Here is a 20,615-nt window from a genome sequence, read left to right on the forward strand (position 1 = left end):
AGGGGTGGGAGGGCGCCATGCTGGCGTGCCGTCCCGCCCCGAACCATCGAATAAATCGTAAACGCCGGAAGGGCCGGACTTGCCGGCGTGGGAAGTCGGGATTATGATCGTCTTACTGTGTTAACGCGTTAGTACATTATGAAACGTCGATCCCTGGATCCCGAAACCTCGTCCGACTCCACCGAACTCAGCCTGTGCGAGGCCCTGCTGGGCCTCAAGACGGTGGAGGAGATGCGAGCCTTCCTGCACGACCTGTGCACCCCGGCGGAGATCGAAGTCATGGTCGACCGCTGGAGCGTGGTGCCCTACCTGCTGGAGGGGCGCTCCTACCGGGAAATCCACGAGCGCACCGCGGTCAGCATCACCACGATCGGGCGGGTGGCCCGTTACCTCAACCAGGGCAATGGCGGCTACCTGGCCGCCGCCGCGCGCCGGGCAAGCAAACTGCCGGACCCGGCCGCCAGGAGTACCGACGTATGAAATCACGCGACCGCCTGCGTATCGCAATGCAGAAGTCAGGCCGTCTCACCGAGCCTGCGCAGGACCTTCTTGCCCGTTGCGGCCTGAAGTTTCGCCAGAGCCGCGACAAACTCTTCTGCTTCGGCGAAGGCGAGCCCGTCGACCTGCTGCTGGTGCGCGACGACGATATTCCCGGCCTGATCGCCGAAGGTGTCTGCGACCTGGGCATTGTCGGCCGCAATGTGCTGCGCGAATTCCAGCTGACCAACGGAACGGGGAGCGAACTCAGCGAACTGCGCCCGCTCGGATTCGGTCACTGCCGCCTGTCGATCGCGCTGCCGCAGGAAGATGCCTATTCGGAACCGTCGCAGTTGCACGGTCAACGGATCGCCACGTCGTATCCGGGGCTGCTCGGCGAGTGGTTGCGCACGCACGGCGTGGACGCGCGCGTCGTCATGCTTGCCGGTTCGGTGGAAATCGCACCGCGCCTGGGTACGGCGGACGCGATCTGCGATCTGGTTTCCAGTGGCGCGACGCTGGTGGCGAATCAGCTGCGCGAAGCGGCGGTCGTCGTGGAAAGCGAAGCGGTGCTGGCGGGACGCGCCGAATTGCCGCTGGACGAGCGTGGCGAAATCGCCGAATTGCTGCTGCGCCGGCTGGATGGCGTGATCCAGGTGCGCGACTCGCGGCTCATCCTGATGCAGGCGCCGCGCGCCGCGCTGGACGCTATTACGCGACTCCTGCCCGGCGCACCCGTGCCGACGCTGACGCAGGTCGACGGCGCGCCTGACCAGGTCGTGCTTCAGGCGCTGTGCGCCGGTTCGGTCAGCTGGCGCCAGCTGGAAGACATGAAGCGCGCGGGCGCGCGCGACATGCTCGTACTGCCCGTGGAGAAAATGCTGGCATGAAGCGTTACGCCTGGAACGAACTGAACGAAGCGGCGCGTGGCGATGCGCTGGCCCGGCCGGCGCAGTCGCGCTCGGCGACGTTGCGCGAGGGTGTCGAAACCATCGTCGCCGACGTGCGTACGCGTGGCGACGATGCGCTGCGCGAACTTACCGCGCGCTACGACGGCGCCACGATCGATGCGCTGGAAGTCGGCGACGCCGAATTCGTCGCCGCCGAAGGCCGGTTGAACGTGGAACTCAAAGCCGCCATCGTCGAGGCGGCCGGACGCATCGAACATTTTCATCGCGCGGCGGCACCGGCGCCGGTCGCTGTCGACACAGCGCCCGGCGTGCGCGTCGAGCGCGTGCTGCGTGCCATCGAGCGCGTCGGCCTGTACGTGCCTGCCGGCGGTGCGCCGTTGCCGTCCACGGCGTTGATGCTCGGTGTGCCGGCGGCCATCGCCGGATGTCGCGAAGTCATCCTGTGTACGCCCGTGCAGGCCGACGGACGCTGCGACGATGCCGTGCTGTTCGCGGCGCGCGCCACCGGCGTGCACCGCGTATTCAAGCTCGGTGGCGCACAGGCCATCGCCGCGCTGGCCTATGGCACCGATACGGTGCCACGCTGCGACAAAATCTTCGGACCGGGCAACGCGTGGGTGACCGAAGCCAAACTACAGGTGGCGGCGGACCCGCAAGGCGCGGCGATCGACATGCCCGCCGGTCCTTCCGAAGTGCTGGTCATCGCTGACGCCGAAGCGAATCCGGTGTTCGTCGCCGCCGATCTGCTGTCGCAGGCGGAACACGGTCCCGATTCGCAGGTGCTGCTGGTCAGTCCATCGGCATCGATGCTCGATCGCGTGGCGACCGAGGTCGAGCGTCAGCGCCGCGAACTGCCGCGAGCCGACATCGCCGCCGTCGCGCTTGGCGAGAGCCGTCTGATCGAAGTTGCCGACCTCGCCGAAGCGATGGAGGTCAGCAACAGATATGCACCGGAGCACCTGATTTTGCAGGTCGCGCAACCTCGTGCCCTGCTGGACGCCGTGATGTCGGCGGGCTCGGTGTTTCTCGGCGCCTGGACGCCGGAATCCGTTGGCGACTATTGCAGCGGCAGTAACCACGTACTGCCGACCTACGGTTACGCGCGCAGCTTCAGCGGCGTGTCCGTCGCCAGCTACCAGAAGCAGATCACCGTGCAGGAGCTGACCGAGGACGGCCTTCGCGCGATCGGGCCATGCGCGGCGACGCTCGCCGCCGCCGAGCGACTGGAGGCGCATCGCCGTGCGGTGACGCTGCGCCTCGCCGCACTGGAGACCAGCGCATGAGCGTCCTCGACCTGGCTCGTCCCGATATCCTCGCCATCACGCCTTATGCCAGCGCGCGCATGGAGGCGAACGGCGGTTCGGTATTCCTCAATGCCAATGAAAGCGCATGGGCGCCGCCCGGCGGAGACGGACTGAATCGTTATCCCGATCCCCAGCCTCCCGCGCTCGTGGCGCGACTGGCGGAGTTGTATGGGGTCGATGCCGATCGCGTGCTGGTCGGGCGCGGCAGCGACGAGGCGATCGACTTGCTGGTGCGGGCGTTCTGTCGTGCCGGCACCGATGCCGTACTCATCTCGCCGCCGACGTTCGGCATGTATGCCGTATGCGCCCGAATTCAGGGCGCGCAGGTGATCGAGTCGCCACTGGAGGCCGATTTCAGTCTCGACGCCGACCGCTTGCTCGCCGCCGTCACACCGAACACGAAACTCGTCTTCGTCTGCTCGCCGAACAATCCGACGGGCAACCTCGTCGATGCCGCGACCATCGAACGGATCGCCGTCGCCCTCGAAGAACGGGCGGTACTCGTCGTCGACGAAGCCTATGCCGAGTTCACGCATGCAGCGAGCGCGGTGTCGCTTATCGACCGGTTCGATCATGTTGCGGTACTGCGCACGCTGTCGAAGGCCTGGGCCCTTGCGGGCGCGCGCGTGGGCGCACTCGTTGCGCGGCCCGGGGTGGTTGCTTTGCTTCGGCGCATCATGGCGCCGTATCCGTTGCCGCGACCCTGTGTCGACGCGGCGCTGGTTGCGCTTTCGGACGAAGGTGCCGTGAAGTCCGATTCCCATGTGGTGGTCGTGCGTCAGGAGCGTGAGCGTATGCAGCGCGAACTCGGGGCTCTGGCGTGCGTTCGTGCCGTGCTGCCGTCGCAGGCGAATTTCCTCGCCGTGCGTTTCGCGGATGCGTCGCAAACGTACGCGCGGCTCCTGGCCGCGGGCGTGCTGGTGCGCGATCTCACGCGCTATCCGGGGTTGGGCGACGCGCTGCGCATCACCATCGGCACGGCGGGCGAGAACGACCGCTTGCTGGCGATACTCCGCCCGGAGGCGACCGACGCATGAGCCGGAAAATTCTATTCGTCGATCGCGACGGCTGTCTGATCGAAGAGCCCGCTGACGAGCAGATCGACAGTTACGACAAGCTCGCCCTGCTGCCCGGCGTCGTGGCGGCGTTGCAGCGTTGCGTCGCGGCGGGCTATGAACTGGTACTGGTGACCAACCAGGACGGTCTGGGAACGCCAGCTTTTCCGCAGGCGTCGTTCGATGGCCCGCACGCATTGTTGTTGCGCATCCTCGCGTCGCAAGGCATCGCGTTCCGCGAACAGCTGATCGATCGCAGTTTCCCCCATGAAGGCCTGGACACGCGTAAGCCCGGCGTCGGTCTTGCCCGGCACTATCTTGCAGACGACAGCTGGAGCCGTGCGCAATCCGCCATGGTCGGCGACCGCGAAAGCGATCTGGTTTTCGCGGAAAATCTGGGCGTGCGCGGTCTGCGCGTGGGGTCGATGGGTACGAGCTGGGCGGATGTCGCGCACGCGTTGCTCGATGCGCCGCGTATCGCCGAAGTCGTGCGCCGCACGCGCGAGACCTCCATTCGCGTGATGGTCGATCTGGACCGTGTCGCCGATCCGGTCGCCCACACGGGCCTGGGCTTCTTCGATCACATGCTGGAACAGATCGGCAAGCATGGTGGGTTCGCGCTCGACATCTCCTGCGATGGCGACACCGGCGTCGACGAACACCACACCATCGAAGACTGCGCGCTAGCGCTCGGTCAGGCGCTTCGTCGCGCTCTCGGGGACAAGCGCGGCATCGGTCGCTACGGTTTCTCGTTGCCGATGGACGAGTCGGCGGCAAGCGCGCTGCTCGATCTGTCGGGACGTCCTTATTTCGTATTCGAAGGCCGTTTTCCGCGCGAACGCGTCGGCGATATTCCGACCGAACTGGTACCGCATTTCTTCCGCTCGCTTTGCGAAACACTGGGTGCGAATCTGCACCTGACAGTACATGGCGATAACGCGCACCACATGGTGGAGGCCTGCTTCAAGGTCGTCGCCCGCACCTTGCGCCAGGCCATCCGTCGCGAGGGCGAAGAGTTGCCCAGCACGAAGGGGACGCTCTGATGACGGTCGTTCTCGTCGACGCGGGCGGCACGAATATCGGTTCGGTGCGTTATGCGCTCCAGCGCCTTGGCGTCGATGGGCAGCTGACGTCCGATCCCGCGCGTATCCGTGCCGCGTCGCACGTCATTCTTCCCGGGGTGGGCGCCGCCGCACCGGGCATGCGCCGTCTCGACGAGGCCGGTCTTGGCGATGTTCTGCGCGGTCTGACGCAGCCAGTACTCGGCGTATGTCTGGGCATGCAATTGCTTTGCGAGCGTTCCGAGGAAAGCGATACGGTTTGCCTTGGCCTCATTCCGGCCACGGTACGGCACTTCGTGTCGAGGCCGGGACTGCGCGTGCCGCACATGGGCTGGAATACGCTGGAACGAACCCGGGAGCATCCGCTGACCGCCTCGCTGATCGATGGCGACAGCGCCTACTTCGTCCATAGTTATGCCGTTCCGACCGGCGATTACACGCTGGTTTCGTGCGATTACGGCGATCGGTTCTCCGCCGTGGTCGCTCGCGATAACTTCATGGGCATGCAATTCCATCCGGAGCGGTCGTCCTCGGTCGGTGCCCGGCTTCTTGCTGGATTCCTTGCCCTATGACGACGCTTCCGATTCCCGCCATCGATCTTCGCGACGGTCGCGTCGTACGACTTCGCCAGGGCGATTACGCTCGGCAAACCACGTACGCATTCGATGCGGTCGAGCTGGCGGCACGCTACGCGGACGAAGGCGCGTCGTGGCTGCATGTCGTCGATCTGGACGGCGCACGTTCCGGCAAGTTCGAGAACCTTCCCGCGATTGCCGCCATCGCCGAAGCGGGGCGGCTTCAGGTGCAGGCCGGCGGCGGTGTGCGCGACGAAGAGGGTGTGCGCCGATTGCGGGACGCTGGCGTAAGTCGCGTCGTGGTCGGCAGCGTGGCCATTCGCGATCCGGACGGTGTGGCCGGTTGGATCGCGCGATATGGCGCGGAGCACATCACGCTCGCGCTCGATGCGCGCTGGCGGCAGGATGGCTGGCGTTTGCCCAGCGCGGGCTGGACGGAAGACGAGGCGCGCACGCTGGACGAACTGGCACCGTGGTACGCCGAAGCGGGCGCGCGGCACCTGCTGTGTACCGACATCGATCGCGACGGCATGCTCGCGGGGCCAAACGTGGCGTTGTACAAGCATCTGCGGACTATCGTGCCGTCACTGGCTATCCAGGCATCGGGAGGCGTGCGATCGATCGCCGACATCGTCGAGCTGGCGGCGCACGGTATCGCGGGCGTGATTCTCGGCCGCGCATTGCTGCAAGGCGACTTCGCGTTACCCGATGCTTTCGCGGTCGCGGTCGCAGACGCACAGCCGCAGGTTCGCGCATGTTGAGCCGGCGCATCATTCCCTGTCTGGACGTACGCGATGGGCAGGTAGTCAAAGGCGTGCGCTTTCGCGATCACCTGATCGTCGGCGAAATCGTCGATCTTGCGCTGCGTTATCGCGACGAGGGAGCGGACGAGCTCGTTTTTTACGATATCACGGCCAGTCCGGAAGGCCGGCGCGTGGATCGCGAATGGGTCGAGCGCGTGGCGCGCGCGATCGACATACCGTTCTGCGTTGCCGGTGGCATTCGCAGCGTCGACGACGCGCGCGAGGTATTGCACGCGGGCGCGGATAAGATTTCCATCAATTCTCCGGCACTCGAACGTCCGGACCTGATCGGCGAGATCGCCGAGGCATTCGGCGTGCAGTGCGTCGTCGTGGGTATCGACAGCCTGCGCGACGAAGACGGCCAGTGGCGGGTGCGCCAGTACACCGGCGATCCGTCGCGTACGCGCGCATTGTCGCGTTGCACGCTGGACTGGATGGTCGAAGCGCAGGACCGGGGCGCCGGCGAGATCGTGCTCAACTGCATGGAAACGGACGGTGTTCGTGCCGGCTACGACCTTGAACAACTGATGGTCGCGCGCGAGCTGTGCAGCGTGCCGCTTGTTGCCTCCGGTGGCGCAGGCAAGCCGGAACATTTCGCGGACGTTTTCCGCGAAGCCGATGTGGACGCGGCACTGGCCGCAAGCGTTTTCCACAGCGGCGACATTGCCATTCCCACTTTGAAACGCGCGCTACGCGCCGAAGGCATCGAGGTCAGGCTATGACTCCCAGCGCACCGGATTTCGCCAAGGGCGACGGATTGCTTCCGGCGATCGTGCAGCATGCGGGCACGGGCGAAGTGCTCATGCTTGGCTATATGAATGAGGCGGCGCTTGCGACAACCCGCGAGACGGGGCTGGTGACTTTCTTCAGCCGCAGCAAGGCGCGCCTGTGGACGAAGGGCGAAAGTTCGGGCGACGTGCTCAAGCTGGCGGATCTTCGTCTCGACTGCGATGCCGACACGTTTCTCGTGACGGCATGGCCGGCGGGTCCGACGTGTCATACGGGCACGACGAGTTGCTTCGGCAATGACGTGACGCCGCCGTTGGGGTTTCTCGCGGAACTCGATGCGCTGGTCGAGCGACGTCACGCCGAGCGTCCCGAAGGTAGCTATACGACATCGCTGTTCGACGGCGGTATCCGGCGCATGGCGCAGAAGGTGGGCGAGGAAGGCGTGGAGACCGCGCTTGCTGCTGTCGCGGAGGATGACGACGCGCTGCTCGGCGAAGCCGCCGATCTCGTGTTTCATCTGATGGTGGTGTTGCGGGCGCGGGGGCTGGGGATAGGCGATGTGGTTGCCTTGCTCGCGAAGCGCCATGCCAGGTCGGCTCGCTGACGCTATCGCGTCGTCGCTTCGTTGGCTTTCGCCCGCAAGCGGGCTCCTACAAAAACAACGATGCGGGCTCTTGTAGGAGCCCGCTTGCGGGCGAAAGCCAACGAAGCGGAGAAGCGGCTGCCTTACAAAATAGCCAACACAGCCTCAGGCGGTCGACCCACGGCAGCACGATCGCCATTAACGACGATCGGCCGCTGAATCAGCTTCGGATGCGCGACCATGGCCGCGATCAGTTCGGCGCGACCCTGTTTCGGCTCGTCGAGCCCAAGCGCCGCATACTCCGTTTCGTCGCGACGCATAAGTTCGCGCGGTTCGATCCCGAGCAACCGCAGTATGCCGTCGAGCTCATCCACGCCCGGTGGCGTTTTCAGATACTCGATGACTTCCGGCGCAAGGCCCCGCTCGGTGAGCAGGGCCAATGTTTCGCGCGACTTGGAGCAGCGCGGGTTGTGGTAAATCCGCAGCATCGCGACTTAGCGATTGCCGCTGCGGTTGCCGCCACCGCCACCGCCACGGTTTCCGCCGCCGCCGGTGCGATTGCCACCGCCGCCGCCAGGACGCGGACCACGGTTGCCACCCGCCGGACGCGGACCGCCGCCCGCGCGATTACCGCCACCACCCTGACCGCCGGTGCGGTTACCGCCACCGCCGCCCGGACCGGCCGTGCGATTGCCGCCACCGCCACCCGGGCCACGCGAACGATTGCCGCCGCCGGGATTGCCTTCGTAACGGTTGCCGGCACCCGCACCCGGACCCGCGGCGCGATTGCCGCCGCCGCCCGGACCCGCGGCACGGTTGCCATCGGTACGGCCCGGACCCGCCGAGCGATTGCCCGGACCGGCATTCGGTCCACGCGCACCGCCGGGACGGGGACCGCCGCGACCTGCCGGACGACCTGCGCCGCCTGCATTGCCGCCAGCCGCGCCGGCGGAGTTACCGCCCTTGCGTGTGTCGCCGGCAAACCAGGTACGGATCGAAGGCAGTTCCTGGCCGGGGGCAACGCGACGGCCGCGCTGTCCGCCGCCGCCCGCGCCACGCTCCGGACGGGCCACGTTGCCGTTGACCTCGCGACCGGGCGCGCCGCCGGGACGGCGACCGCCGCGCGGACCGCGCGACGGTTCGTCGCGAAGACGATCGAACGCCGTCAGTTCACGCGCTTCGTCGCGGTTGCCCGAGCTCCACGCGTTGGTGGCGCCGCTGCGGTTATCGGGTTTGTATTCGGTGACATGGCGCGGCGCGCGGCGCTGATGCACCACGGCACTGAGCGTCAGTACGGGAGCCGGAGCACCCAGGCTGGCGCTGCGACGCAGTTCCTTGATGGCTTCTTCGTCCAGCGACTCGCAGTCGCCGCGACGCAGTGCGCGCGGAAGCTCGGTGGTGCCGTAACGGATGCGCTTCAGGCGGCTGACCAGGAAGCCCTGCGAATCCCACAGGCGGCGGACTTCGCGATTGCGGCCTTCGCGGATGACGACGCGGAACCAGCTATGGCTGCCGCCGCGGCTGATGACGGCGATTTCGTCGAAGCGGGCGGGGCCGTCCTCGAGTTCGACGCCGGCCTTCAGGCGCTCGATCATTTCGTCGGGCACTTCGCCGTGGACGCGGCAGAGGTATTCGCGCTCGAGACCGCTCTTCGGGTGCATGAGTGCATTGGCCAGCTCGCCGTCGGTGGTGAGCAGCAGCAGGCCGGTGGTGTTGATATCGAGGCGACCGACCGCGACCCAGCGCGCGCCCTTCAGGCGTGGCAGCTGTTCGAACACGGTGGGACGGCCTTCGGGATCTTCGCGCGTGGTAACCACGCCTTCGGGCTTGTGGTAGACGAGCACTTCGGCGTCGTCGCGCGAGTCGGTCGCGACGACGAACTGTTTGCCGTCGAGTACGACGCGGTCGCCGGCATGGACGCTGGCGCCGATGGTGGCGACGGTGCCGTTGACTTCGACTTCACCGGCCTGGATGCGCTGTTCGAGCATCCGGCGCGAGCCGAGACCGGCGTTGGCGAGGACCTTGTGCAGGCGTTCTTCGAGCTGGGCGCCGTCTTCGGCACGCGGCTCGCGTTTCAGGGTAAGCAGGGATCGTTGGGGCGCATTCATGCGCGGAACTCCTCGGTGTCTTGCGTGGCGGCGCCGTCGTCGGCGTCCGCGGGATTCTCTGCCTCGTCGGCAGTGTGGGAAGCCGCGACGTCATTGGCGTCGGCAGGCAGGTCGTGTGTAGCGTCGGTCTCGTCCGTCGATGCTTCGACGTGAGCCGGTGTTTCTTCCGATGCCTCGTTCGCGGGTGCGTCGGGCATCGTCGGTTCGATGTCGTCCATGGAGACCTGAACGTGGGCGGGCAGGGGAGCCTCGCCCTCGAAGCGCATCTGCGGATTCAGTTCCTCGAGATCGCGGATTTCCGAAAGTGGCGGCAGCGCGTCGAGCGATTTCAGGTTGAAGTAATCGAGGAAGCCGCGGGTGGTACCGAAAAGCGCGGGCTTACCCGGCACGTCCCGATAGCCCACGATGCGGATCCATTCGCGTTCCTCCAGCGTCTTGACGATGTTCGAGGACACCACCACGCCACGGATCTGTTCGATCTCCGGACGGGTGATCGGCTGGCGGTAAGCGATCAGTGCCAGCGTTTCGAGCAGGGCGCGCGAGTAGCGACTGGGTTTTTCCGTCCACAGGCGCGCCACCCAGGCATGGACCTGCCGACGCACCTGGTAGCGAAAGCCGGAGGCGACTTCGATGAGCTCGACGCCACGGCCTTCGCAATCCTCGGCCAGCGCTTTCAGCGCCGTTTCGAGGTCGTCGGTGCCTACCTCGTCTTCATCGACGAAGATGGCTTTCAGCTGCGTGATCGTCATCGGCTGGGTTGACGCAAGCAGCGTCGCCTCGACGATGGGTTTCAGTTGCTCGGGTTGCATAGGCCTCGTCAATACCGCGCGGTCGCGCGGACCGGTTCTTTCGGCAAACCGCCGGATGGCCGGCGGACTGTCCTCGTCGCACTGGAAGCGGGAGCTTTCAGGCGACGTCCTGTTCGGATTCGACGTCGGCGTCGGTTAATACCTTCGCCTTGACGTAAATGGGTCCAAGTATTTCTTCCTGGACGATCTCCACCAGCATTTCCTTCGCCAGTTCCAGCATGGCCAGGAAGGTGACCACGACACCGAGACGTCCTTCCGTCGCATCGAAGAGCGTTTCGAAGCGATGGAACGAACCCGTGCCCAGCGCCTGGAGCAGGTCGCCCATTCTCTGACGGACGCTGAGCGGTTCGCGCTGGATGGCGTGATGCGTAAACAGATCGGCGCGGTTGAGCACGTCCTTAAGCGCCAGCAGCAGTTCCTTCAGGTCGAGCGGCGGCGGCACGCGAACCACGTTGTGCTCGCCGATAAACGCATGGACCGGCACCGTATCGCGTTCCAGCCGGGGCAGTTCGTCGATATCCGCCGCGGCTTTCTTGAAACGTTCGTATTCCTGCAGCCGACGGACCAGTTCGGCGCGGGGATCTTCCTCGACGCCTTCTTCCGCAGGCGGCCGGGGCAGGAGCAGCCTCGACTTGATCTCGGCGAGGATGGCGGCCATCAGCAGGTATTCCGCCGCCAGCTCCAGTCGCATGACCTCGCGCATCATGTCGATATAGTCCATGTACTGCCGGGTGATCTCGGCCACGGGGATATCGAGGATGTCCAGGTTCTGCCTGCGGATCAGATAGAGCAGCAGGTCCAGCGGCCCTTCGAACGATTCGAGAATGACCTCGAGTGCATCCGGCGGGATGTACAGATCCTGGGGCATTTGCAGCACGGGTTGCCCGCGCACCAGCGCGAGAGGCATTTCCTGCTGCTGCGGAATGCCCGCGAAGGCTCCCTGCGTTTTTTCGACCACCTGTGCTTCGGCTGGTTCGTTGCTCATCGGCACACGTCAGATTGGCCGCTTGCCGCGACCGGGGAGTGCAAAGCCAACACCGTGTGCGCACGGAGTGCGCGCCGGTTTCCGAATACAACGCCGGCTATGCCGGCCATCCCTGGTTTGTCGTGCCACGCCACGTCGCCGACGGGGCAACGGACACGAATCAAGGGGTGCCCAAGAGGGCAGCTCGTTTCCAAAGGTTTGTCGGGAGGGGCTGGTACGCACGACGTCGGTGTCGGACCGACAGGAGCGCGCGGCCTTACTGAAATCCACCCGATGTTGCACAGGGTATCGCCTGAGGGGCGCCAAGTCCAGCGGCAGCGCATGCGCGTCAGAGAGGACTTCAGGGCGGCCCCGGCGCACAATATCGGCCATGCCCACGGCCCCGCGAGCCATTATCCATGTCGATATGGACGCTTTTTATGCGTCCGTCGAGCAATTAGACGACCCGTCGTTGCGGGGGCGTCCGGTTATCGTGGCCGGACTGGGGCGCCGTGGCGTGGTATCGACGGCCAGCTACGAAGCCCGGCGCTACGGCGTCCGTTCGGCCATGCCGACAGCCGAAGCCCGGCGTCTGTGTCCGGACGGCGCATACGTCTTTCCCCGTCACGCCCGCTACCAGGAAGTGTCGGCGGTGGTCTTCGACGTGTTCGGGGAAGTCACGCCGCAGATCGAGGGCCTGTCGCTGGACGAGGCCTTTCTGGATGTCACAGCCAGTCTGAAACTGTTCGCTTCCGTCGAAGCGATCGGGCGGCGGGTGAAGGATGCGATCCGCGAGCGCACCGGCCTGAATGCATCGGTAGGCATGGCCACCAATAAACTGTTGGCCAAACTGGCCAGCGAACTGTCCAAACCCGACGGCTTCCTGCGCATCGATCGCCACGAGATCCGCGGCTATCTGGATCCGCTTCCGGTCGGAAAGATGTGGACGATCGGCAAGGTGGCCGAAGAGGCCCTGCATCGCGTCGGCATACGCACGATCGGCGAGCTTGTGCGTGCGGACAGCTGGCGGCTGGAAAAAGCGTTGGGCGAGCGGCATGCACGACAGGTTCTTGCGTTGGCACGCGGCGACGACGAGCGTCCTGTCGTGACGGACGCGGCGGAAATGTCCATCGGCTCCGAGTGGACATTCGATATCGATTTGCTCGAACTGCCTATCGCCGAGGCGTGGATGCTGCGGCAGTGCGAACGCGTCGGTGCCCGTGCCCGCGTCCGCGGACTCGATGCGCGCACCGTATCGGTGAAGCTGCGCGAACCACCTTTCGTTACCCATAGCCGGCAGGCGAAGCTTCCCGTGGCGGGTAACGGCACGCCGGAAATCTACGCCGTGGCACGTCGTTTGCTTCGTACCTGGTGGGAGCAGCATCCAAGGCCGCGACTTCGCTTGCTGGGCGTCAGTCTGTCGGGCTTCGATATCGTCGATACGCCTCAGCAGGATTTGTTCGCCGCTCCTGTGGAGAAGAAAAAGACGGATGGTGTGCAGGACAGAATCAACAAGAAGTTCGGCGACGGCGCCCTGACCCGGGCGGGCGTGCTGAAAACCCGCAGTTCGGAATGAGAACATGTTGCGCTAATGTGTCGCTTTATGACGCGAACGGATGACCGGACGACCGTAGGCGGCAACCCCATCCCATCGAGACCGTAAACGAGGAGAGAGGCGAAGAACATGACGACCGACGACAAGGATGGTCTGGGACAGCGCATGCGACTCCGCCACGCGCGCATGAAAGTGGAGACCGCGGTTCTGATGAGCCGGGGAGGGGAGGCGCACCCCACGGAATTGATCGACATCTCCGCCACAGGCGCACTGATGCGCCGTCCGCTGGGCTGGCGCGGTGCGCCGGGCGAGACCTGGGTACTGGACATGATTTTCGGTCACGATCTGCACATCCACATGGAAGCGTGCGTCGCACGTGTGTCCGCGCGGCAGATCGGCATGGAATACACGCATATTCCCGACGACAAGCAGGCTCCGCTCTGGGAGCTGCTGGGTGGGTATGCCGATACGCTGGAGGCCTGGAACGAGGAGTAACTCCTCGCTCGCAGGCTCCGCATGAAGGCCGCCGTCAGGCGGCCTTTGCTTTTTCTTCGTTGCGCAGTTCGCGGCGCAGGATCTTGCCGACGTTGGTCTTCGGCAGGCTGTCGCGGAACTCGATGTACTTCGGACGCTTGTAACCGGTGAAGTTTTCGCGGCAGAACGCCTTGAGTACTTCTTCGGTCAGTGCCGGGTCCTTGCGAACGACGAAGATTTTCACTACTTCGCCCGAATGTTCGTCGGCGACGCCCACGGCAGCCACTTCGGCGACGCCCGGGTGCTGCATGACGACATCTTCGATTTCATTCGGATAGACGTTGAAGCCGGACACGAGAATCATGTCCTTCTTGCGGTCGACGATATAGACGTAACCGTTTTCGTCCATGCGGGCGATATCGCCCGTGCGCAGCCAGCCGTTCTCGTCGAGCACCTTGGCCGTCTCGTCCGGACGGTTCCAGTAACCCTTCATGACCTGCGGACCGTGGACGCACAGTTCACCCACTTCGCCGATGGGAAGCGGCATGCCTTCCTCGGACCAGATGGCGACATCGGTCGACGGGATCGGCAGGCCGATCGAGCCGTTGTATTCGGCGAGGGTCAACGGATTGATGCACACGGCGGGCGAGGTTTCGGTAAGACCGTAAGCCTCGGACAGCGTGACGCCGGTGACTTTCTTCCAGCGTTCCGCCACGGCGCGCTGCACGGCCATGCCGCCGCCCAGGCTGAGATGCAGTTTCGAGAAGTCGAGCTTGTCGAAACCGGGCGTATTGAGCAGGCCGTTGAACAACGTGTTGACGCCGGTCAGCGCGGTGAACTTCACCTTGCTGAGTTCCTTCACGAACCCGGGCATGTCGCGCGGATTGGTGATGAGGTAGTTCAGGCCGCCAAGACGGGTGAACACCAGTCCGTTCGCCGTCAGCGAGAAGATGTGGTACAGCGGCAGGGCGGTGATGATGATCTCTTCGCCAACCGTGGTCGATGCGCCGATCCAGGCGTCGGCCTGAAGCATATTGGCGACCATGTTGCGATGGGTGAGCATCGCGCCCTTCGCCACGCCCGTCGTGCCGCCCGTGTACTGCAGAAAGGCGACATCGTCGTGGGTGACGTCGACCGTCGGCAGCGGGTGCGATTTGCCTCGCGACAGCGCATCGCCGAAACGCACCGCTTTCGGGAGGGAGAACGCGGGGACGACTTTCTTTACGTGCTTGAGCACGAAGTTGATGATCGCGCCCTTCGGGAAACCGATCAGGTCGCCGATGCCCGTGGTGATCACATGTTCTACGTGCGTACCGGACAGGCTCTGCTGCAGCGTAGCGGCGAAGTTGTCCAGGACCACGATGGCTTTCGCACCGGAATCCTCGAGCTGATGCTTCAACTCGCGCACCGTATACATCGGGTTCGTGTTGACGATGGTCAGACCGAGACGAAGCGCGCCGAACAGGGCGATGGGGTACTGCAGCACGTTGGGCAACATGATCGCTATGCGATCGCCCTTGACGAGCTTCAGTTCGCCGCTGAGATAACCGGCGAACGCGGCCGACATGTCGTCGATCTGTCCATAGGTCAGCGTGCGGCCGAAATTGGAGAAAGCGGGACGATCACGGAATCGCTTGAAGGCTTCGTCGAGCACCGCCGCAACCGATCGGTAACTGTTGACGTCGATCTCGGCGGGGATGCCGTCCGGATAGTGGTCTAGCCACGGACGCTCTTTGCTCATGAATCGGTCAAGCTCCTGAAAGAGGGTAGGCGGACGGCGTTGCGTCGTACCATCGAGGCATTGGAGCATACGCTCGCGTATAGCGGCAAGCCGCATTGCAGCGAGAAACTTTCGGGGAGCGATATGAGAAAAAACTTGGTGCTCGCGGCACTCATGCTGATGGCCGTCGTCGCCGGTTGCCGGCACAAACCCGACGAGGACCGTGTGCGCGAGGCGGTAGCTGCCTCGGCCAGGGCGGCGGAAGCCGGAAGCCCGGGCGACACCGTCGCCGCGCTTACCGACGATTTCGACGGCAATCAGGGTGTACTGGACAAGCGTGGACTGGAAAACCTTCTGCGCGTCATTCGTCTGCGCGGACAGTCGGTGCACGCACTTGTCGGCCCGGTCGACACCGAACGACGTGGCGACCGGATGGTCGCGACGTTTACCGTGACGCTGACGGCAGGAACGGGCGTACTGCCGGAGCAGGCGGGCACCTGGCGGGTAGAGACGGGCTGGCGGCAGGATGGCGGGGAATGGCGTTGCTATACGGCGAGCTGGACGAAGGCGATTTAGCCACAACGTTTTGTAGGAGCCCGCTTGCGGGCGAAAGCCAACGGAGTGGCGATGCCATGCGTTACATCCGCAGCCCGTAAATCGGGCTTGCGGAGGTGAGCATCAGGCGTCCTCGCCCTGTTGGCTTTCGCCCGCAAGCGGGCTCCTACAAAAAACGGGCACAAAAAAACGCCCCGGTTTCCCGGGGCGTTTCTTGTTTCTCATCGACTGGCTTGGCTTACGCCGCCTTCGCCAGCTGACGCAGCACGTACTGCAGGATGCCGCCGTGGCGGAAGAACTCGCGTTCCTTCGGCGTCAGCAGAAGAACCTTCACGGTGAAGGTTTTGACGCTGCCGTCGGCGCGCTTCGCGGTGACCGTTGCGGTTTTCGACTCGCCGCCGTTCAGGCCGGTGATGTCGAACACTTCGTCGCCGGTCAGGCCGAGCGTCTGTGCGTTCTCGCCGTCCTGGAACTGGCAGGGCAGTACGCCCATACCGACCAGGTTCGAGCGGTGGATGCGCTCGAAGCTTTCGGTGATGACGGCCTTGACGCCCAGCAGCAGCGTGCCCTTGGCCGCCCAGTCGCGCGACGAACCGGTGCCGTATTCCTTACCGGCCAGGACGACCAGCGGCGTGCCCTCGGCCTTGTACTTCATGGCCGCGTCGTAGATCGCCATCTGTTCGCCGGTCGGCACGTACTTCGTGTAGCCGCCTTCGACACCGTCCAGCATTAGGTTCTTGATGCGGATGTTCGCGAACGTACCGCGCACCATCACGTCGTCGTTGCCGCGACGCGAACCGTAGGAGTTGAAGTCCTTCGGCTCGACGCCCTTCGAGATAAGGAAGCGGCCCGCGGGCGAGTCCTTCTTGATCGAGCCGGCCGGCGAAATGTGGTCGGTGGTGATCGAGTCGCCGAAGATGCCCATGGCGCGTGCGCCGTGGATGTCTTCGATGGTGCCGGGTTCGGCCGTCATGCCGTCGAAGTACGGCGGGTTCTTGATGTAGGTCGAGTCGTCCCAGGCAAAGAGGTCGCCATCGGGCGACGCGATCTGGTTCCAGCGGCTGTCGCCCTTGAACACGTCGGCGTAGCTGTCCTTGAACATCTGCGGATTGATCGCGCCGGCGATCGTGTCCGAGATTTCCTGGTTCGACGGCCAGATGTCCTTGAGGAACACCGGCTTGCCATCGCTGCCTTCGCCGAGCGGCTCCTTCGTCAGGTCGATATCGAGCGTACCGGCCAGCGCGTAGGCGACGACCAGCGGCGGCGAGGCCAGATAGTTCATCTTCACTTCCGGATGCACGCGACCTTCGAAGTTGCGGTTACCCGAGAGGACGGAGGCAACGGCCAGGTCGCCATCGGCGATGCCCTTGCTGATTTCGACCGGCAGCGGGCCGGAGTTGCCGATGCAGGTGGTGCAGCCGTAGCCGACGACGTAGAAGCCGACCTTTTCGAGTTCCGTGAGCAGACCGGTCTTCTTCAGGTATTCGGTGACGACCAGCGAGCCCGGTCCGAGCGAGGGCTTCACCCAGGGCTTGGAGGTCAGGCCGCGGGCGGCGGCTTTCTTCGCGACAAGGCCGGCTGCGAGCATGACCGCCGGGTTCGACGTATTCGTGCACGAGGTGATGGCCGCGATCACGACGGAACCGTCGTTGATGTGGAAGCTTTTGCCGTCCTTCTCGATGCGTACGCCATCGGCGCTGCTGACCGCGTTCGCTTCGTTGCCGACGGCGGTACCGCCGCCTTCGTTATTGAAGTTGGCGACGTCGCCGTTCTTCGGCTTGCGGCTGGCGGTGAGGGGACCCACGGCGTCGAAGAAGCTCTGCTGGACGCCTTCGAGCAGCACGCGATCCTGCGGACGCTTCGGGCCAGCGAGCGACGGGCGCACATCGGCCAGATTCAGTTCGAGCGTGGTGGTGAACTCGGCGTGCGGGGTGTTCGCGTCGTGCCACAGGCCCTGGGCCTTGGCATAGGTTTCGACCAGATCGATCTGGTCTTCCGTGCGACCCGAAAGACGCATGTAGTTCAGCGCTTCCTGATCGATCGGGAAGATGCCGCAGGTGGCGCCGTATTCCGGGGCCATGTTGGCGATCGTCGCGCGGTCGGCCAGCGGCAGGGCGGCGAGGCCTTCGCCGAAGAACTCGACGAACTTGCCCACGACGCCGAGCTTGCGCAGCATCTGGGTGACGGTAAGCACGAGGTCGGTGGCGGTGACGCCTTCGCCGAGCTTGCCCGTCAGCTTGAAGCCGACGACCTGGGGAATCAGCATGGACGACGGCTGGCCGAGCATCGCGGCCTCGGCCTCGATACCGCCCACGCCCCAGCCCAGCACGCCGATGCCGTTGATCATCGTGGTGTGCGAGTCGGTACCGAAGACGGTGTCGGGGTAGGCCCAGGACTGGCCGTCCTTGTCCGCCGTGAACACGACGCGGGCGAGATGCTCCAGGTTGACCTGATGCACGATGCCGGTGCGCGGCGGCACGACCTTGAAGTTGTTGAACGCCTTCTGGCCCCAGCGCAGGAACGAGTAACGCTCCTGGTTACGCTGGAACTCGATATCGACGTTGGTTTCCAGCGCGCTCTGCGAGCCGAATGCGTCGACCTGGACCGAGTGGTCGATGACCAGTTCGGCAGGCGCCAGCGGGTTGATCTTGTCGGGGTTGCCACCGAGCTTGGTGACGGCATCGCGCATGGCAGCGAGGTCGACGATACAGGGGACGCCCGTGAAATCCTGCAGCACGACGCGCGCCGGCATGAAGGAGATTTCGGTATCCGGCTCGGCCTTGGCGTTCCAGTTGGCGACCGCTTCGATTTCCTTCGCCGTGACGTTTACGCCGTCTTCGTGGCGCAGGAGGTTCTCCAGCAGGATCTTCATGGAGTAGGGGAGGCGCTTCAGGTCGAAACGCTCGCCGAACTTAGCCAGGCTGGCGATGGTGTGGCGTTTGCCGTTGACTTCGATACTGTCTCGGACCGAGAACGAGTCTTTCATGCTGTACTCCTGGCGTGAACGATCTTTGCTGGGGAGGCATCCGGCGCTTCGTGTGGCGCGCCGTCAAAGCCGGGATTATCGCGCAAAACGGCAGCCCGCGGCGAACGCGGGGGCCGGATCGACGGGGTAGAATGTGGGGATTGACGTATCGTCGCCCGATTCTTCGGCGCCGAAAGGATGGAATGGCGAGGCGATGGGTGCAAACGCTTTTGACGGCATGCAGCGTTCGATGATTTCGATGGCTCTCTCGGCCGTGTCGCTGCGCGATCTGGCGCTGGTGCAGGCGGTGGCCCGTCAGGGCAGTTTCAACAGTGCCGCGCGCGCCATGCACATCAGTCCGTCGGGCCTGTCGCATCAGGTGCAGAAGGTGGAACAGGCGCTCGGCGTCCCCCTCTTCGAGCGCGGCGGCCGGCGCGTGGTGCCGACCGCCAGCGGTCAGCGCTTGCTTGCGCATATCGACGAAGTGCTGGCCGCCGCCGGACAACTGGAGCAGGGCGCCCGTGCCGGCGCGCTGGCCTTCGGCGGCGAATTGCGCTTGGGCGTGCCTTCGACCCTTGGGCCGTATCTGCTGCCGCATTTCATCGAGCCCTTTCCGCAGCGCTTCCCCGGTGCCCGTCTGACCATTTCCGAGGGCAAACCGCGCGGCCTGCTTCGCCGGTTGCACGAGGGCGAGCTGGATGCTGTGCTCGCGCCGCCGACGGCACCGGTCAACGGTATCGAGTCGACGGCGCTGTTTTTCGAACCATACGAGCTGATGTTGCACGCGGATCATCCGCTGGCGTCGCGTGCCAGCGTTTCCATGGACGAACTCGATCCCGGCGATGCCACGCTGATGGCGGAAAGCCACGGTCAGGGGGCCGCCGATCTCGGTGCCGAGGGCATGGCGAATCCGGCCCGCATCCAGGATCTCAGTCTGGAAAGCCTTGCCACATTGGTGGCGTTGCGCGGCGGTTATACGCTCGTGCCGATTCTCGCGCGCGAACGTCTCGCATCGATTCCGAATGTGGTGCTTGCCGCTGTCGAGGGTGCGCGGCCGGGGAGGCACATCGCGCTTTACTGGCGCAGCGCATCGCCGTGGCAGGACGATATGCAGGCGTTCGCTGCGTTGTTGCGGGATCTGGCGAGTCGGATTCCGGGATTGTCGGCGTAAAGCGCCGGCTGGATATTAAGTGCGCGTCATTGTCCGCGAGCGAATGCTGGCTCGCTGTGGGCGCAAGATCGCCTCGCCATGTCACTTCCTCATCGTCATTCCGGCGCACGTGCGCCGGAATGACGATGAGGGGGCGTGGAAGGAGGAGAGGGGGCGACTCCCTCAGCCCCCATCGTCCAGCGTCGCCCCGGTCAACAACCCGCGCGCCAGCATGCTGCACTGCTTGCGATAGATCAGCAGATGCCACTGGCGGCCGCCAAGCTGGTGCCACAGCACCGCGGAGCGCACCGACGCGAGCAGCGCGGCGCGTACGCGGTCGACCACCGGCTTCTGCTGCAACTGCGCGGGCGTGCCCGTGACCATAATCCGCGGCTTCAGGGTGGAGAGCGTCGACGAATAGAGTTCTGCCAGCCGCGCACTGACGTTCGGATGGGTCAGGCCAAAGTGTTCGACCTGGCGCTGCGCGCCGACGATGCCTTCCTGCAGTTTGTCGAGCAGCCCGCGGTGACGCGACAGGTTGCGCTCCAGCCGGAGTACCGTGATCGCCATGCGCATCACGGCGACGTCGCGGGTCTGGTCTTCGAACTGGGCCACGAGGGTTCGCAGGCCCCGGCGCACGCCGGTCACATTGCCGTAAACGCCCGCTACCGAATCGGCATCGATGCGAAAGACGCTGGCAAGGCTTGCCTCCATGGCCACGTCGTCGCAGCGACCGTCGGTAGCCAGCTGTTGGGCAAGTGCGGCGCCCTGAAAGACCCCCGCGAGTGCGAGGACGCGTTCTTCGTTCATCGATACA

The 20,615-nt window shown here is 64.9% G+C and carries 20 protein-coding genes; 13 read left to right on the forward strand and 7 right to left on the reverse strand.

Going from position 1 to position 20,615, the window contains the following annotated elements; translation table 11 throughout:
* Positions 1-138: 138 nt before the first annotated feature.
* The 9 genes from AC3IR3_RS07300 to hisIE are packed head-to-tail and all read left to right on the forward strand — an operon-like array spanning position 139 to position 7,519.
* Positions 139-480 (forward strand): YerC/YecD family TrpR-related protein, encoded by a 342-nt coding sequence (locus AC3IR3_RS07300; protein ID WP_489196269.1) that lies wholly within the window; start codon positions 139-141, stop codon positions 478-480.
* Positions 477-1,367, forward strand: coding sequence for an ATP phosphoribosyltransferase (gene hisG, locus AC3IR3_RS07305; protein WP_489196270.1), 891 nt, complete (start codon positions 477-479; stop codon positions 1,365-1,367). The genes AC3IR3_RS07300 and hisG overlap by 4 nt, the downstream gene beginning before the upstream one ends.
* Positions 1,364-2,671 (forward strand): histidinol dehydrogenase, encoded by a 1,308-nt coding sequence (gene hisD / locus AC3IR3_RS07310; protein WP_489196271.1) that lies wholly within the window; start codon positions 1,364-1,366, stop codon positions 2,669-2,671. Before hisG ends, hisD begins: the two co-directional genes overlap by 4 nt.
* On the forward strand, positions 2,668-3,729 hold the full coding sequence (gene hisC / locus AC3IR3_RS07315; RefSeq protein ID WP_489196272.1) for a histidinol-phosphate transaminase: 1,062 nt from the start codon (positions 2,668-2,670) through the stop codon (positions 3,727-3,729). The genes hisD and hisC overlap by 4 nt, the downstream gene beginning before the upstream one ends.
* Positions 3,726-4,790 carry a bifunctional histidinol-phosphatase/imidazoleglycerol-phosphate dehydratase HisB gene (gene hisB, locus AC3IR3_RS07320; protein ID WP_489196273.1) on the forward strand — a complete coding sequence of 355 codons (1,065 nt, stop codon included), beginning with the start codon at positions 3,726-3,728 and terminating at the stop codon, positions 4,788-4,790. The genes hisC and hisB overlap by 4 nt, the downstream gene beginning before the upstream one ends.
* Positions 4,790-5,380, forward strand: coding sequence for an imidazole glycerol phosphate synthase subunit HisH (gene hisH / locus AC3IR3_RS07325; RefSeq protein ID WP_489196274.1), 591 nt, complete (start codon positions 4,790-4,792; stop codon positions 5,378-5,380). The genes hisB and hisH overlap by 1 nt, the downstream gene beginning before the upstream one ends.
* Complete coding sequence (hisA, locus tag AC3IR3_RS07330) at positions 5,377-6,144, forward strand: 1-(5-phosphoribosyl)-5-[(5-phosphoribosylamino)methylideneamino]imidazole-4-carboxamide isomerase (RefSeq protein ID WP_489196275.1); 768 nt, start codon at positions 5,377-5,379, stop codon at positions 6,142-6,144. The genes hisH and hisA overlap by 4 nt, the downstream gene beginning before the upstream one ends.
* Positions 6,138-6,908 carry an imidazole glycerol phosphate synthase subunit HisF gene (hisF, locus tag AC3IR3_RS07335; RefSeq protein WP_489196276.1) on the forward strand — a complete coding sequence of 257 codons (771 nt, stop codon included), beginning with the start codon at positions 6,138-6,140 and terminating at the stop codon, positions 6,906-6,908. The genes hisA and hisF overlap by 7 nt, the downstream gene beginning before the upstream one ends.
* Positions 6,905-7,519 carry a bifunctional phosphoribosyl-AMP cyclohydrolase/phosphoribosyl-ATP diphosphatase HisIE gene (hisIE, locus tag AC3IR3_RS07340; RefSeq protein WP_489196277.1) on the forward strand — a complete coding sequence of 205 codons (615 nt, stop codon included), beginning with the start codon at positions 6,905-6,907 and terminating at the stop codon, positions 7,517-7,519. Before hisF ends, hisIE begins: the two co-directional genes overlap by 4 nt.
* Before the next feature lie 122 nt (positions 7,520-7,641).
* On the opposite strand, the gene arsC is transcribed toward hisIE, so the two are convergent.
* The 4 genes from arsC to AC3IR3_RS07360 form a co-directional block, all read right to left on the reverse strand.
* Entirely contained in the window at positions 7,642-7,986 is a 345-nt protein-coding gene (gene arsC, locus AC3IR3_RS07345; protein WP_489196278.1) for an arsenate reductase (glutaredoxin), read from the reverse strand.
* A 6-nt stretch (positions 7,987-7,992) separates the two neighbouring features.
* On the reverse strand, positions 7,993-9,606 hold the full coding sequence (locus AC3IR3_RS07350) for a pseudouridine synthase (protein WP_489196279.1): 1,614 nt from the start codon (positions 9,604-9,606) through the stop codon (positions 7,993-7,995).
* The gene (gene scpB / locus AC3IR3_RS07355; RefSeq protein WP_489196280.1) at positions 9,603-10,415 is read right to left on the reverse strand and encodes an SMC-Scp complex subunit ScpB; all 813 of its coding nucleotides are present in this window, start codon (positions 10,413-10,415) and stop codon (positions 9,603-9,605) included. Before scpB ends, AC3IR3_RS07350 begins: the two co-directional genes overlap by 4 nt.
* 97 nt (positions 10,416-10,512) lie before the next feature.
* Positions 10,513-11,400, reverse strand: coding sequence for a segregation and condensation protein A (locus AC3IR3_RS07360; RefSeq protein WP_489196281.1), 888 nt, complete (start codon positions 11,398-11,400; stop codon positions 10,513-10,515).
* Positions 11,401-11,770: 370 nt separating this feature from the next.
* On the opposite strand from AC3IR3_RS07360, the gene dinB reads away from it, so the two are divergent.
* A complete protein-coding gene (dinB, locus tag AC3IR3_RS07365; RefSeq protein ID WP_489196282.1) occupies positions 11,771-12,955 on the forward strand; it encodes a DNA polymerase IV in 1,185 nt (394 codons plus the stop codon).
* Between the two features lie 108 nt (positions 12,956-13,063).
* A complete protein-coding gene (locus AC3IR3_RS07370) occupies positions 13,064-13,429 on the forward strand; it encodes a PilZ domain-containing protein (RefSeq protein ID WP_489196283.1) in 366 nt (121 codons plus the stop codon).
* Positions 13,430-13,463: 34 nt separating this feature from the next.
* Here the strand turns inward: AC3IR3_RS07370 and AC3IR3_RS07375 are convergent, their stop codons facing one another.
* Positions 13,464-15,149: an AMP-binding protein gene (locus tag AC3IR3_RS07375; protein ID WP_489196284.1), complete on the reverse strand. Its 1,686-nt coding sequence runs from the start codon at positions 15,147-15,149 to the stop codon at positions 13,464-13,466.
* Between the two features lie 123 nt (positions 15,150-15,272).
* Here AC3IR3_RS07375 and AC3IR3_RS07380 point away from each other — a divergent pair, with 123 nt between their 5' ends.
* A complete protein-coding gene (locus tag AC3IR3_RS07380; RefSeq protein ID WP_489196285.1) occupies positions 15,273-15,704 on the forward strand; it encodes a hypothetical protein in 432 nt (143 codons plus the stop codon).
* Positions 15,705-15,921: 217 nt separating this feature from the next.
* Here AC3IR3_RS07380 and acnA read toward each other — a convergent pair whose 3' ends face one another.
* Positions 15,922-18,669, reverse strand: coding sequence for an aconitate hydratase AcnA (gene acnA, locus AC3IR3_RS07385; RefSeq protein ID WP_489196286.1), 2,748 nt, complete (start codon positions 18,667-18,669; stop codon positions 15,922-15,924).
* Positions 18,670-18,886: 217 nt separating this feature from the next.
* On the opposite strand from acnA, the gene AC3IR3_RS07390 reads away from it, so the two are divergent.
* Positions 18,887-19,819 carry a LysR family transcriptional regulator gene (locus AC3IR3_RS07390; RefSeq protein ID WP_489196287.1) on the forward strand — a complete coding sequence of 311 codons (933 nt, stop codon included), beginning with the start codon at positions 18,887-18,889 and terminating at the stop codon, positions 19,817-19,819.
* Positions 19,820-19,981: 162 nt separating this feature from the next.
* On the opposite strand, the gene hflD is transcribed toward AC3IR3_RS07390, so the two are convergent.
* Positions 19,982-20,608 (reverse strand): high frequency lysogenization protein HflD, encoded by a 627-nt coding sequence (gene hflD / locus AC3IR3_RS07395; RefSeq protein WP_489196288.1) that lies wholly within the window; start codon positions 20,606-20,608, stop codon positions 19,982-19,984.
* Positions 20,609-20,615: the final 7 nt, after the last annotated feature.

It is taken from the genome of Luteibacter sp. GL_149, from assembly GCF_057834065.1.